Origin of the sequence: Variovorax sp. OK212 (assembly GCF_900112425.1) — a bacterium.
Lineage (GTDB): Bacteria > Pseudomonadota > Gammaproteobacteria > Burkholderiales > Burkholderiaceae_C > Variovorax.
In genome coordinates this window covers 78,813-91,128 of sequence record NZ_FOLP01000026.1, presented here as the reverse complement: position 1 = coordinate 91,128, position 12,316 = coordinate 78,813, and the positions used below count along the sequence as shown (strand labels likewise).

Genomic DNA, 12,316 nt, shown 5'->3' with positions numbered 1-12,316 from the left:
TGCGCGTCGACCTTGGCCTCCCGACAGACTTCGCCACGGCCGTCCACGACGCAAATCGAGACGGATCTCAAGGACACATCGATTCCGGTGAAGTAAGTCATTCAAGCTCTCCTTCGTAGTGGATTTACGAGTCTAGGAAGAGAACTCCGCAGGTCAAATCAACCCGCCCGATCACCGATGCTTGTGGCCGAAATCGCCATCGAGGGCCGCGGGTTCTGAACAGCAACTAAAACCAGGTCGAAGTTGCAGCTCCCAGCGCTGGCGGCCTCACATCACGCGCACTTCACTTGCCAAACAACCGGCTCACGCGTTGCCACAAGCGCAGCATGAAGCCCGCGCGTTCCACGTCAGCCTGTGCAACGAGCGGCGCTTCTCCCACCGGTTTGCCGTTCGACTCCGCGACGATCTTGCCGATCACCGTTCCCTTGGTCACCGGCGCCTCCAAGTCTGGCTTGACCTGCACCGAGGTGTTCACTTTCTGGCCGCGCGGCACCGTCACCGTCCAAGGCGAGCCCAGGCCTGCGGCAACGGTGTCGGCTTTGCCGAAGGTGATCTTGGGCGTCGCAACCACCGCGTTGGGCTGAATGGGCGTGGCCTGCTCGAAGTTGGCAAAGCCCCAACCGAGCAGCGAGCGCGTCTGGTCGGCGCGCGCCTGCATGCTGTTGGTGTTGAGGATCACGGTGATCAGGCGCATCCCGTTGCGCTTGGACGAAGTGACCAGACAGTAGCCCGCGTCCTGGGTGTGGCCAGTCTTCAGTCCGTCGACGGTGGGATCGGTGTAGAGCAGCGCATTGCGATTGCCCTGCTTGATCCCGTTGTACTTGAACTCACGCTCCGCGTAGATCGGGTAGTAGTCGGAACTGTCGTGGATGATCGCGCGCGCCAGGATCGCGAGGTCCCGCGCAGACGACTTGTGCCCGGGATCGGGCAGGCCCGTGGCATTCACGAAATGCGTGTGCGTCATGCCCAGGCGCTGGGCTTCGGCGTTCATGAGCTTGGCAAAGCCCTCCTCGGAGCCGGCCATGTGCTCGGCAATCGCCTTGGACGCGTCATTGCCCGACTGGATGATGATGCCGCGCAGGATGTCGATCACCGTGGCCTGGCTGTTGAGCGGCAAGTACATGCACGACTCGGTGCTCGAGCCACGGCACCAGGCGTTCTGGCTGACCGAGACAAGATCGTCCTTCTTGAGCTTGCCCGACCGGAGTGCCTGCTCGACCAGGAAACTGGTCATCATCTTGGTCAACGACGCCGGCGGGAGCGGTTCGTCGGGGTTGGCCGAGGCGAGCACTTCGCCCGATTCGAAGTCCATCAACAACCATGCCTTGGAGGCCAACGCCGGCGGCCCGCCGGCAACGGCGGTTTCTCCGGCGACGGGTGCCGAGGCAGGGGCGACGGCGGCGGGTTTCTTGTGAGCTACAGGCTTGGCGGCATGGGAGGCCGCGAAAGTCGCTGCGCTGGGAATCAGGGCGCCCGTGGCGATTGCCAAGGCGAGGGGGAGGACGGAGGAAGTCTTGAGTTGCATTGGCTTACAGAAGCAGAAGCGGAAAGAAGATGGGGGCGGGTCGCGCGATTTCGATTGTGCCTAGAGGATCGGGAATCGCGGCGCAAGTTCAGTCAACTGAGTAGAACCGGGGTCAGATTCCAATTCTTTTGCCACCGCAGGCCGCCTCACTGCCACTGAGTTCCGCAGCTACGTCTGAGTTCAAGCTGGGAAATTTTGAGGTTGCGGTTCAAGCCTTCCGCAAGGCTTGTCGCGCCGATTCAGAAGATGCATTGAGACTTTGGGCACTGGCGAATTGCTGCGACGCGATGAGACGACCGAAAATCGCTGAACGATTTCTGCGCAAGGGACTGGAACCGAACGGACTCAAGGGCAGAGACAGAGCAGCATTTCGGGTCAATCTCGGAAACGCACTCTTCGATCAGAAGCGCTTCCTGGACGATGCAGCGGCTTACCTTCCCATCCGTGAACGACGAGATGAGACAGGGCGCAAAGCTCGCTCGAACTTCAAGAGGGCAAGTGAAATGGCGAGCAAATGAAATTGCAAGAGTCTTTCAACATGGAGCAGAAGAGCCCGAGCCCGCCCCGAACCCCAGCTACCCGCGCCGCAACCTGACGGCCCCACCCGCCCGCATCGCATCGACCTCGACTTCCCCACGCGTAACCCGCAGCGATCCCTTGGCTGCCAACCTCGCAGCCACCCTGCGCACATCAGGCATCAACGCCCGCCAGGCGACATCGTCCCTCGCCAGCGCACGCGCCACCTCCGACGGGCAAATCGATGCGGCAGCATCGCGCTGCGCCAGCAGCGCGAATATGGTTCGCTCGATCGTTTCGTCGCTGGTCATCGAAGTTGCCCCTACAGCAAATCCGGCCGCTCTCTCATCGCATCCACCGCGCCCTGCATCGCCGCACGCTCCTCAGCGCTGAATCGCCGAAGGTTCCTGGCCATCATCACCGTGCGCGGGTTGTTCTCCAGCATCCGCTCGTGGCGCGCCACGAAGTCCCAGTACATCACCGTCATCGGGCATGCCCCTTCGCCGCTGCGCGTGCCCGGCTGGTACCGGCAACCGTCGCAGTAGTTGCTCATGCGCCGGATGTAGGCGCCGCCCGCGGCATAGGGCTTGGTCACGAAGCGCGCGCCATCGGCGAAGAGCGACATGCCCACGGTGTTCGGCAGCTCGACCCATTCCACCGCGTCGACATACACCGACAGGTACCACGCATGGACCTGCGCCGGCGCAACGCCGAAGGTGAGCGCGAAGTTGCCGGTGACCATCAGGCGCTGGATGTGATGGGCGTAGCCGGTGCGCAGGGTCTGGCCGATGGCCTGCTTCATGCAGTTCATGCCGACGTTGCCTGTCCAGTACCAGTCGGGCAGGTCGTGGTGGTGCTTCAGCGCGTTGGCATCGGCCAGGCGCGGCATTCGCCACCAGTACACGCCGCGCATGAACTCGCGCCACCCCAGAATTTGCCGCACGAACCCCTCCACGGATTCCAGCGGCACGGCGCCCGCGCGCCAATGCGCCACCGCGGCGTCGATCACCTCGCGCGGGTCGAGCAGTTTCAGGTTCAGCGACGAAGACAGGAGCCCGTGGTACAGAAAGGGCTCATCGGTCCACATGGCGTCCTGGAAGCGGCCGAAATCCTGCAGCCGGAACGCGATGAAGTCCTTCAGGGCCACAAGGGCCTGTTCGCGCGTCACCGGCCAGTCGAACCGGGCAGCGCTGCCGTAGTGGTCGCCGAAATGCGTTTCAACGTCGGCCAGCACCTCGCGGGTGATGGCATCGGGTGCGAACGAGGGCGGCGGTGGCAGCATGCCCGGCCCTTCGCGGCCGAAGGCGCCGCGGTTGTCGTGGTCGAAGTTCCACTGGCCGCCTTCGGGCTGGCCAAGGTCGTCCAGCAGCACCTGGTGCTTCAGCCGCATGTGCCGGTAGAAGGCCTCCATCACCAGGCGGCTCTTGCCCTGCGCGTGGTCTGCGAATTCGGCGCGCGAGGCCAGAAAGTGCAGGTCGTCCCGAACCACGAGCCGGACACCCGCGGCCTGGCAGACGCCGGCAATCGCCTGCTCGAGCCGCCATTCCCCCGCCTCGGCCATCACGACGGCCTGAGGGCGGTGGCGCGACAGCGTGCCGGTCAAGGCGTCGCCGATCGAGTCGAAGCCGTGCGCGCCCAGCTTCTGGTAGTCCAGCGGCAGGCCGCGCGCGGTGAGCGCCTCGGCAAAGTGGCGCATCGCGGACAGAAAGAGGGCGGTGCGCATCCTGGCGCTGGGCACGTGCTCGGACTCTTCGCGCACCTCGGCCATCCACACGCGGTCTTGCGCGGCGTCGAAACCTTCGAACGCCACGCTTGACAGGCTCAGCTGGTCGCCCAGCACCACCACCAGATTTCGCATCGACAGGCTCGGGTGAAATTGCGGAATGCCAGCTTAGCGGCAGAGCGCCGCCGGCGCGCAAGGCCCGGGTGCAAGGCCCGGGTGCAAGGCCGGCGCACAAGGCCGGCGTGCAATGCCGGCGTGCAATGCCTGGATTTCGCCACGCACGGATCGCCCGAACGGGGGGCCGGCGTCCACAATGGCCCGGGCTCATCCAAAACCCGAGCTGCTGCGTACAAGTGCCTGTGGCACGCGCGTCGACGTGCCCAACGAGGAAAAACCGACATGCCGCAAGACATCTCATTTGCCATTCGCTGGGTCGAGAAGGGCCTGGTGCCGGACACGGTGATCCGCCGCGGCATTCGCCGCCTGCTGAAGGACCGGCTCCACGAGCTGCAGGCCGGCAACGCCCTGGCCGTGGCCGACCTGACGCAAGACTTCGTGGCCCGCATGGGCCAGGCCAACCTGGCGCCCCTGCCGGAAAAGGCCAACGAGCAGCACTACGAGGTTCCCGCCGCCTTCTTCGGCGAAGTGCTGGGAAATCACCGCAAATACAGCAGCTGCTACTGGCCGGAAGGCACGCAGACGCTGGAACAGGCTGAATCCGCCGCGCTGGCGGCCACCTGCGAGCGGGCCGGGCTGCTGGACGGGCAGGACGTGATGGAGCTGGGCTGCGGCTGGGGCTCCCTCACGCTGTGGATGGCCTCGCACTACCCGAACAGCCGGATCACGGCGCTGTCCAACTCCAATTCGCAGCGCGAATACATCGAGGCGCAGGCGGCCCGGCGGGGCCTGCGCAACGTGCGGGTGCTGACCCGCGACATCAACCAGTTCGACACCGACGAGCGCTTCGACCGGGTGGTGTCGGTCGAGATGTTCGAGCACCTGCGCAACTGGCCGCAGGCCTTTGCCAACGTGGCGCGGTGGCTGCGGCCCGGCGGGCGCTTCTTCATGCACGTGTTCGCCCACAAGGAGGCGCCGTACCCGTTCGAGGTGCGCGACCCGAGCGACTGGATGAGCAAGTACTTCTTCTCCGGCGGCATGATGCCCAGCGACGACCTGGCGCTGCACTGCCAGGACGACCTGCGCCTGCTGCGCCGCTGGCGCTGGGAAGGCAGCCACTACCAGCGCACGGCCGAGGCCTGGCTGCGCAACATGGACGAGCGCCGCGACGCGCTGCGCCCGCTGTTCCAGGCCACCTACGGCGCCGATGCCAACGTGTGGTGGACGCGCTGGCGGCTGTTCTTCATGTCGGTGGCGGAGCTGTTCGGCTTCGACCATGGGCAAAGATGGTGGGTGAGCCACTATCTGTTCGAGCGCCGCGCCGCATGACGCAGGTGGCGCTCGCGGGCCTGGCACTGACCGCATCGCTGGCCTTCCTGACGTGGGTGGCCAGCCTCGTTCGCCATGACGCGAGCCTGATCGACCGCATGTGGCCGGTGTGCATCGTGGGCGCGGGCATCGTCTATTTCATGCTGCTGCCGGTGCAGACGCGGCGCGGGCTCTGCATGGCCGTCATCGGCGCGGCGTGGGCGGTGCGGCTGTGCCTGTACATCACCTGGCGCAACTGGGGCCACGGCGAAGACCGGCGCTACCAGGCGATTCGCGCGCGCAACCAGCCGAACTTCGGCTTCAGGAGCCTGTACCTGGTGTTCGCGCTGCAGGCGGTGCTGGCATGGGTGGTGTCCGCGCCGTTCCTGCCCGGCATGACGGCGCCGCGGCCGCTGGGCGCGCTCGACCTGCTGGGCATGGCGCTGGCGCTGTTCGGCACGTTCTTCGAGGCCATCGGCGACGCGCAGATGGCGCGCTTCAAGGCCGACCCCGCAAGCAAGGGCCAGGTGATGGACCGCGGCCTGTGGCGCTACACGCGCCACCCCAACTATTTCGGCGAAACCTGCGTCTGGTGGGGCCTGTGGCTCATGGCCATGGGCGGGGCAGGGTGGGGCGGCGCGTGGAGCGTGGTGTCGCCGCTGCTCATGACCTGGCTGCTGCTGAAGGTCTCGGGCGTTCGCATGCTCGAAGGCGACATCGGCGAGCGCCGGCCGGCATACCGCGACTACATCGCGCGCACCAACGCCTTCCTTCCAGGGCCGGTGCGCGGCAACCCCAAGGCGCCATGACAAGCAACAACCACAACGACAACCGCGACCACGATCGCCGCTGCAAACACAGCCTGCACCGCCTCCTCATGGCGGCCGCCCTGGCCACGCTGGCCGCGCTCTCCAACGGCGCCGCCGCCTCGGCCGCCGGACCGGCGCGCGGCGAATGGGACTTTCGCGTGCTGCTCGACGACGCCCCCATCGGCGAGCACCGCTTCGCGCTGGCCACCGCCGGCGACGAGCGCAAGCTGGTCAGCGAGGCCCGCTTCGCGGTGAAGCTGCTGGGCGTGACGGTCTACCGCTACCAGCACAGCGCCACCGAAATGTGGCGCGGCGACTGCCTGCGCCGGCTCAGCTCGAAGACCGACGACGACGGCACGCCCGAAAAGGTGAGCGCCGAAGCCGCCGGCGACAACGCACTGGCCGTGACCACGCCCAAGGGCACGCAGGCGGTCGAAGGCTGCGTGATGAGCTTCGCCTACTGGAACCCGGCCATCCGCACGCAGGCCCGGCTGCTGAACGCGCAGAGCGGCAAGCTCGAGGCGGTGCAGGTCAGCCGCGCCGGCAGCGGCACCGTGGAGGTGCGCGGCCAGCCGGTGGCCGCCACGCGCTGGCGCATTGCGACCGACGCGCAGCCCATCGACGTCTGGTATTCGGCGCAGGGCGAGTGGCTGGGGCTCGATTCCACGGTCAGCGGGAACCGAAAGCTCAGTTACCGGCTCAAGTAGCTGGCCTTTGCATTGTTTTTGCTTGCGTGGCTGTTCCAGGGCCCGGCGCCCAAGGCCCTGCCGGGCGATTCGCCCGGACAGGCTGCGTTCAGCTGCCGGGCCTACAAGGCGAAGACTTGCAAAACTGCAATGCCGAAAGGGAAGCGATGAACGGTTCGAAATTCCAGCTGCTCGACAGCTACTTCGACGCAAGGCTCCTGGAGCCTCGCCACGACGCGGACGCGGCCGACCGGGCGCGCCGGGCGCAGCGGATGTCGCAGCGGCTCAACGAGCTGGCGTACCCGGTGTTCTGCGAATTCGCCCAGTATTTCGAGGCCAAGCTGGGCGACGCGGCCGAGTGCTACGTCGACCGCGAGGAGGCCCAGGGCCGCGACGCCCCGCCGCACGTCGGCTTTCGCTGGGGCGCGCAGGGCGGGCGGCTCAACGAGGTGGTGTTCACCGGCGACATCGAGGCCGGCGAGGTGCACGCCACCTGGCGCTGCTGGCGCAACGGCATTCCGGTGCTGGGCGACAAGACGCTCGACCCCTTCTGGTCGCCGCCGGTGGTGCACGCGATGCTGCAGGAACTGATCTTCCAGTTCCCGCCGGTCTGATGCGGCGCCGGCCATGCGCGCAGCCCTTGGAGCCGTCGCCCTCGTCGGGTTGGCCGTGTTCGTGGGCGTGGTGTACGAGCAGGCCGGCCGCTACCGCGCCGCGCGCGACTTTCCGCCGCCGGGGCAGATGGTCGACGTCGGCGGGCGGCGCATCCAGCTCGACTGCCGCGGCACGGGTTCGCCCACCGTCGTGTTCGAGTCCGGCCAGGGCCCCGACGGTTCGCTGAGCTGGTCGGCCGTGCAGCCGAAGGTGGCGGCGCACACGCGGGCCTGCGCCTACAGCCGCGCGGGGCTGATGTGGAGCGACCCGTCGAGCGCGCCTTCCAGCGCCAGGCAGGTGGCGCAAGACCTTCATGACGCATTGGCCCGCGCGGGCGAGCGGGGCCCGTTCGTGATGGTGGGGCAGTCGATAGGCGGGCCCTACGTCGTGAGCTTCACGCACTACTTCGGCGCCGAGGTGGCGGGGCTGGTGCTGGTCGACCCTTCGCATCCGGACCAGGTGGCGCGGGTTGCGGGGTACATGACGGAGTCGCGCTCGCTGCTGTCGCGCGTCGTCATGGGCCTGGGGTGGTCGGGCCTGGTGCGCCTTGCTGCCCCGAGGCTCCTGCCGCAAGCACCCAACCAGACGGCACATGACGTGCAGGCGGTGCGCGCCTTCGCACCCACGTCGTTTCGCACCGAGCTCGCCGAAGGCGATGCCACCGACCGCACGCTGGCCGAGGCGGGCGCGTTTCGTGACCTGGGCGACCGGCCGCTGGCCGTGCTCACCGCCATGGCGCCCTACACGGCCGGCGAGCTGCGCGGCATGAAGATCACGCCCGGGCAGGGCAAGCAAGTGCAGGCGCTCTGGAAGCAGATGCACGACGACATCACCCACTGGTCCACGCGCGGCACGCACCGGCTGCTGCCGAACGCGGGCCACGACATCCAGTTCGACGACCCCGGTGCGGTGGTCGACGCGGTGCTGTCGGTCGTCGAGAAGGTGCGCGCGGCAGGCGCCGCCGCGTCTGCAGCTGCGCCCAAGAACTCACCGTGACGGCACGGCCACCGGCGCGTCGGCCGGCGAGGCCGAGCGCCCGATCATCCACGCGCACACCGCGGACACCAGCCCCGCGAACAGCACGTACATGCAGATCTGCCACGGCTGCCCGCCGCCCGACTTGAGCAGCGCGGTCGCAATGATCGGCGTGATGCCCGAGGCGAAGATGCCCGAGAACTGGTAGACGAAGCTGATGCCCGTGTAGCGCACCTTGGCGTCGAACAGGTCGCAGAACAGCGCCGCCTCCGGCCCGTACACCGACGCATACAGGATGCCGAAGGGCACGATGATCGACAGCCAGATCAGCAGCACGTTGCCCCCGCTGTGCGTCATGAGCCAGAAGCCCGGAAACGCCGACACGGCCGTGATGATCGACCCCCACATGTAGACCTTGGGCCGCCCGAGCCGGTCGGACAGGCGCCCGAAGAACGGAATGGCAAAGCACATGACCACCGCCGACGCCATCACGCCCAGCAGCGCCTCGGTGCGGCTGATCTTGATGGTGCTCGTGAGGTAGTTGATGGAGAACACGCCGAAGATGTTGAAGAACACTCCGTCGATGTAGCGCGCGCCCATGCCCTTGAGCACATTGCCCGGGTAGCGCCGGATCATGTCCATGAACGGAATGCGCAGCTCGGCGTTGCGCGCCTTCACGGCCGCGAACTCCGGCGTTTCCTGCACGTGCAGTCGGATGTACATGCCCACCATCACCATCGCGCCCGAGATGAGGAAGGCAATGCGCCAGCCCCAGGCCAGGAACTGCTCGTCGGTGAGCAGCGACGACAGCAGCGCCACCACGCCCGAGGCCAGGCACAGGCCGATGGCCAGCCCGATCTGCGGCAGCGACGCATAGAAGCCGCGCTTTTCCTTCGGCGCGTACTCGTACGCCATCAGCACCGCGCCGCCCCATTCGCCGCCCAGCCCGATGCCCTGCGCCACCCGAAGCAGCAGCAACAGCAAGGGCGCCGCAACGCCGATCTGCGCATAGGTGGGCACCAGCCCGATCAGGAAGGTGGCCACGCCCATGATCATCAGCGTGATGATGAGCATGCTCTTGCGCCCGATCTTGTCGCCGAAGTGGCCGAAGATCACGCCGCCCAGGGGCCGCGTGACGAAGCCCACCGCGAACGTGGTGTAGGCCAGCAAGGTCGACACCACCGGGTCGCTGCCCGGAAAGTAGAGCTTGTTGAACACGATGCCGGCCACCACGCCGTACAGGAAGAAGTCGTACCACTCGATGGTGGCGCCCACCAGGGCCGAAACCACCACCCTGCGAATCGCTTTCTCGTCGCTTGCACTCATGTTTGTCTCCGATGAGGTTGTTGTCGTGGCGGCCTCTTCGCTCCTCGCTCAGTGAGCGGGAGCCTCGGGCCTTCGGTCGTGCGGAAAAAACTACAACGTGGCGGCGGCCGCCCTCGCGTCCTCTCTGATCAGGTCGACGGCCTTCTCGGCCATCATCACGGCGGGCGCGTTGGTGTTGCCCGACACCAGCGTGGGCATGGCCGAGCAGTCGATCACGCGCAGCCCCGCCACGCCGTGCACGCGCAGCCGCGCGTCGACCACGGCGAGCGCGTCGCTGCCCATGCGGCAGGTGCCGGTGGGGTGGAAGATGGTGGCGCCGTTGTTGCGGCAGAACTCCAGCAGGTCGGCGTCGCTTTCGGCCTGCGGGCCGGGCTTGACCTCGCGCTTCACGTAAGGGCGCATGGCGGGCGCCTCGGCAATGGCGCGCGCCGCCTTCACGCCGGCCACGGTGGTGGCGCGGTCGAGCTCGGTGGCGAGGTAGTTGGGCTGCATCTCGGGCGGCTCGGCCACGTCGAGCGAGCGAATGCGCACATGGCCGCGCGACTCGGGCCGCAGCTGGCACACCGACATCGTGAAGCCCGAGTAGGGGTGCACCTTGCCGCCGGCCATGTCGGCCGACAGCGTGGCCACGTGGAACTGGATGTCGGGCGTGGCCGCCACGGGTTGGCCGTTGGCATCTTTCAGCGCGCGCATGAAGCACCCGCCCTGGTTGATGCCCACGGCCAGCGGCCCGGTGCGGTGCAGCAGCCATTCGAGGCCCATGCCCACCTGGCCGAACCAGGAGTTGAGCTGGTCGTTGGTGGTGATGGGCTTGGTGCACTCGTAGCCCAGGCGAATCTGCAGGTGGTCCTGCAGGTTCTCGCCCACGCCGGGCAGCTCGTGCACCACCGCAATGCCGAAGCGCTCCAGCAGCGCGCGCGGGCCGATGCCCGAGAGCTGCAGCAACTGCGGCGACTGGATCGAGCCGGCCGACAGCAGCACCTCGGCGCGGCAGCGCGCGGTCTTGAGCACGCCGCCTTGCCGGTAGCCGATGCCGGCGGCGCGCCGCCCGTCGAACACCAGCTTGCCGGCCAGCGCGTCGGTCTCGATGCGCAGGTTGGGCCGCTGCTTCACGGCGGGCGTCAGGTAGGCCTTGGCCGTGCTGCAGCGCCAGCCCTTGTGCGTGGTCAGCTGGTAGTAGCCCGCGCCTTCCTGCGCGGCGCCGTTGAAGTCGTCGGTGCGCGGCACGCCGGTCTGCTGCGCGCCGCCGATGAAGGCCTCGATCAGCTCGTGCCTGGCCGAGATGTTCGACACCTTCAGCGGCCCGCTGCCGCCGTGGAAGGCATCGCCGCCGCGCTGGTTGCCTTCGGACTTGATGAAGTAGGGCAGCACGTCGTCGTAGCCCCAGCCCTGGTTGCCCAGCGCGGCCCAGTGGTCGTAGTCCTCGCGCTGGCCGCGGATGTAGATCAGCCCGTTGATCGCGCTGGAGCCGCCCAGCGTCTTGCCGCGCGGCCAGTAGATGCGCCGGCCGTTCATGTTCGGGTCGGGGTCGGTCTCGAAGCGCCAGTTGTAGGTGGGGCTCCACATCGTCTTGCCGTAGCCGATGGGCAGGTGGATCCACAGCGAACGGTCGGGCGGGCCGGCTTCGAGCAGCAGCACGCGCGTGGCCGGGTCTTCGCTCAGCCGGGCGGCCAGCACGCAGCCGGCGGAACCGGCGCCGACAACGATGTAGTCGAACTCTTCTTCGGGCATGCAACGGGGTCCTGGAGTGGAACAATCGCGAGGCTCGGCCGCATACTAGGCCAATGATTTTCGGAACGCAATGTTCCATTTTTAAGGTTTACCCGCATGCCCCGTTCCGCGCGCGCCTCCATCGCAGTGCCAGTTGCCGTGCCAGCTGCAGTGCCCGTCGCCGTGATTTCCGCCGACGAACCCGAGGCCGGCTCAGGCTCTTCCGCCGAGCGCAGCCTGCGTCTGCTGGCGCTGCTGGCCAACGCGGGCCGCGCCCTCACGCTGGCCGAACTGGCCGCGCAGCTCGGCCTGCCCAAGGGCACGGCGCACCGCATCTGCACCCAGTTGCTGGCCACCGGTTTCCTGGCGCGCGACGTGGACGAGCGCTCGTTCAGCGTCGGCCCCGCGCTGCGCAAGCTGGCCTTCGACACGCTCAACCACGGCGTGGTGCGCGGCCTGCGGCACGAGGTGCTGTCGGAGCTGGTGCGCCAGGTCGGCGAAACCTGCAACCTCACCACGCTCGACGGCGCGCAGGTGCTCTACCTCGACCGCGTCGAGGCGCAATGGCCGCTGCGCCTCACGCTGGACGTGGGCTCGCACGTGCCGCTGCATTGCACGGCCAGCGGCAAGCTGTTCCTGGCGTCGATGCCCAAGAAGGAGCGCGACGCGCGCATCGACCACCTGCCGCTGGAGCGCATGACGGCCAACACGCTGGTGACGGCCGAGGCGCTGCGCGCCGAGTGCGAGGCGATCGCCAAGGGCGGCTACTCGTGCGACCGCGAGGAGTTCATTGCCGGGCTGGTGGCCGTGGCCGTGCCGGTGCGCGACGCGGCGGGCGGGGTGCGCGCCGCGCTGGCGGTGCACGCGCCGACGGCGCGCATGTCGATGGACGACGCGCTCGAGCGCATCGACGCGCTGAAGGCCGCGGCGCAGCGCATGAGCGGGCTGCTCTGATGCGCCCGAGGCG

The 12,316-nt window shown here is 67.8% G+C and carries 11 protein-coding genes; 6 read left to right on the top strand and 5 right to left on the bottom strand.

The annotated features are described in order from the left end of the window. Positions 1–283: 283 nt before the first annotated feature. The 3 genes from BM004_RS36325 to BM004_RS36315 all read right to left on the bottom strand — a co-directional run bounded on the left by BM004_RS36325 (position 284) and on the right by BM004_RS36315 (position 3,899). Positions 284–1,525 (bottom strand): D-alanyl-D-alanine carboxypeptidase family protein, encoded by a 1,242-nt coding sequence (locus BM004_RS36325; RefSeq protein WP_093221057.1) that lies wholly within the window; start codon positions 1,523–1,525, stop codon positions 284–286. Between the two features lie 575 nt (positions 1,526–2,100). After that, entirely contained in the window at positions 2,101–2,352 is a 252-nt protein-coding gene (locus tag BM004_RS36320; RefSeq protein ID WP_093135200.1) for a DUF3253 domain-containing protein, read from the bottom strand. An 11-nt stretch (positions 2,353–2,363) separates the two neighbouring features. Next, positions 2,364–3,899 carry a cryptochrome/photolyase family protein gene (locus tag BM004_RS36315; protein ID WP_177206728.1) on the bottom strand — a complete coding sequence of 512 codons (1,536 nt, stop codon included), beginning with the start codon at positions 3,897–3,899 and terminating at the stop codon, positions 2,364–2,366. A gap of 264 nt (positions 3,900–4,163) precedes the next feature. On the opposite strand from BM004_RS36315, the gene BM004_RS36310 reads away from it, so the two are divergent. From BM004_RS36310 to BM004_RS36290, 5 genes are all read left to right on the top strand, one after another. Continuing rightward, positions 4,164–5,210: an SAM-dependent methyltransferase gene (locus BM004_RS36310; protein WP_093135205.1), complete on the top strand. Its 1,047-nt coding sequence runs from the start codon at positions 4,164–4,166 to the stop codon at positions 5,208–5,210. Further along, entirely contained in the window at positions 5,207–5,998 is a 792-nt protein-coding gene (locus BM004_RS36305; protein WP_093221052.1) for a DUF1295 domain-containing protein, read from the top strand. Before BM004_RS36310 ends, BM004_RS36305 begins: the two co-directional genes overlap by 4 nt. Beyond that, the gene (locus tag BM004_RS36300) at positions 5,995–6,705 is read left to right on the top strand and encodes a DUF6134 family protein (RefSeq protein ID WP_256220219.1); all 711 of its coding nucleotides are present in this window, start codon (positions 5,995–5,997) and stop codon (positions 6,703–6,705) included. The genes BM004_RS36305 and BM004_RS36300 overlap by 4 nt, the downstream gene beginning before the upstream one ends. 146 nt (positions 6,706–6,851) lie before the next feature. Continuing rightward, a complete protein-coding gene (locus tag BM004_RS36295; RefSeq protein ID WP_093135210.1) occupies positions 6,852–7,298 on the top strand; it encodes a hypothetical protein in 447 nt (148 codons plus the stop codon). 13 nt (positions 7,299–7,311) lie between these two features. Beyond that, positions 7,312–8,334 carry an alpha/beta fold hydrolase gene (locus tag BM004_RS36290; protein WP_093221050.1) on the top strand — a complete coding sequence of 341 codons (1,023 nt, stop codon included), beginning with the start codon at positions 7,312–7,314 and terminating at the stop codon, positions 8,332–8,334. On the opposite strand, the gene BM004_RS36285 is transcribed toward BM004_RS36290, so the two are convergent. Continuing rightward, complete coding sequence (locus BM004_RS36285) at positions 8,326–9,639, bottom strand: MFS transporter (protein ID WP_093135216.1); 1,314 nt, start codon at positions 9,637–9,639, stop codon at positions 8,326–8,328. The two genes, BM004_RS36290 and BM004_RS36285, sit on opposite strands and share 9 nt — an antisense overlap. Positions 9,640–9,729: 90 nt before the next feature. Continuing rightward, positions 9,730–11,370 (bottom strand): GMC family oxidoreductase, encoded by a 1,641-nt coding sequence (locus tag BM004_RS36280; RefSeq protein ID WP_093221047.1) that lies wholly within the window; start codon positions 11,368–11,370, stop codon positions 9,730–9,732. Positions 11,371–11,466: 96 nt separating this feature from the next. Here BM004_RS36280 and BM004_RS36275 point away from each other — a divergent pair, with 96 nt between their 5' ends. Further along, positions 11,467–12,303, top strand: a complete 837-nt coding sequence (locus BM004_RS36275) for an IclR family transcriptional regulator (protein ID WP_093221045.1) — start codon at positions 11,467–11,469, stop codon at positions 12,301–12,303. Positions 12,304–12,316 lie beyond the last annotated feature (13 nt).

Excerpts from the sequence above, each read along its gene's own strand:
- BM004_RS36305 (WP_093221052.1), top strand. The coding sequence starts at position 5,207 with ATGACGCAGGTGGCGCTCGCGGGCCTGGCACTGACCGCATCGCTGGCC.
- BM004_RS36315 (WP_177206728.1), bottom strand. The coding sequence starts at position 3,899 with ATGCGAAATCTGGTGGTGGTGCTGGGCGACCAGCTGAGCCTGTCAAGC.
- BM004_RS36325 (WP_093221057.1), bottom strand. The coding sequence starts at position 1,525 with ATGCAACTCAAGACTTCCTCCGTCCTCCCCCTCGCCTTGGCAATCGCC.
- BM004_RS36310 (WP_093135205.1), top strand. The coding sequence starts at position 4,164 with ATGCCGCAAGACATCTCATTTGCCATTCGCTGGGTCGAGAAGGGCCTG.
- BM004_RS36275 (WP_093221045.1), top strand. The coding sequence starts at position 11,467 with ATGCCCCGTTCCGCGCGCGCCTCCATCGCAGTGCCAGTTGCCGTGCCA.
- BM004_RS36280 (WP_093221047.1), bottom strand. The coding sequence starts at position 11,370 with ATGCCCGAAGAAGAGTTCGACTACATCGTTGTCGGCGCCGGTTCCGCC.
- BM004_RS36300 (WP_256220219.1), top strand. The coding sequence starts at position 5,995 with ATGACAAGCAACAACCACAACGACAACCGCGACCACGATCGCCGCTGC.
- BM004_RS36285 (WP_093135216.1), bottom strand. The coding sequence starts at position 9,639 with ATGAGTGCAAGCGACGAGAAAGCGATTCGCAGGGTGGTGGTTTCGGCC.
- BM004_RS36290 (WP_093221050.1), top strand. The coding sequence starts at position 7,312 with ATGCGCGCAGCCCTTGGAGCCGTCGCCCTCGTCGGGTTGGCCGTGTTC.
- BM004_RS36295 (WP_093135210.1), top strand. The coding sequence starts at position 6,852 with ATGAACGGTTCGAAATTCCAGCTGCTCGACAGCTACTTCGACGCAAGG.
- BM004_RS36320 (WP_093135200.1), bottom strand. The coding sequence starts at position 2,352 with ATGACCAGCGACGAAACGATCGAGCGAACCATATTCGCGCTGCTGGCG.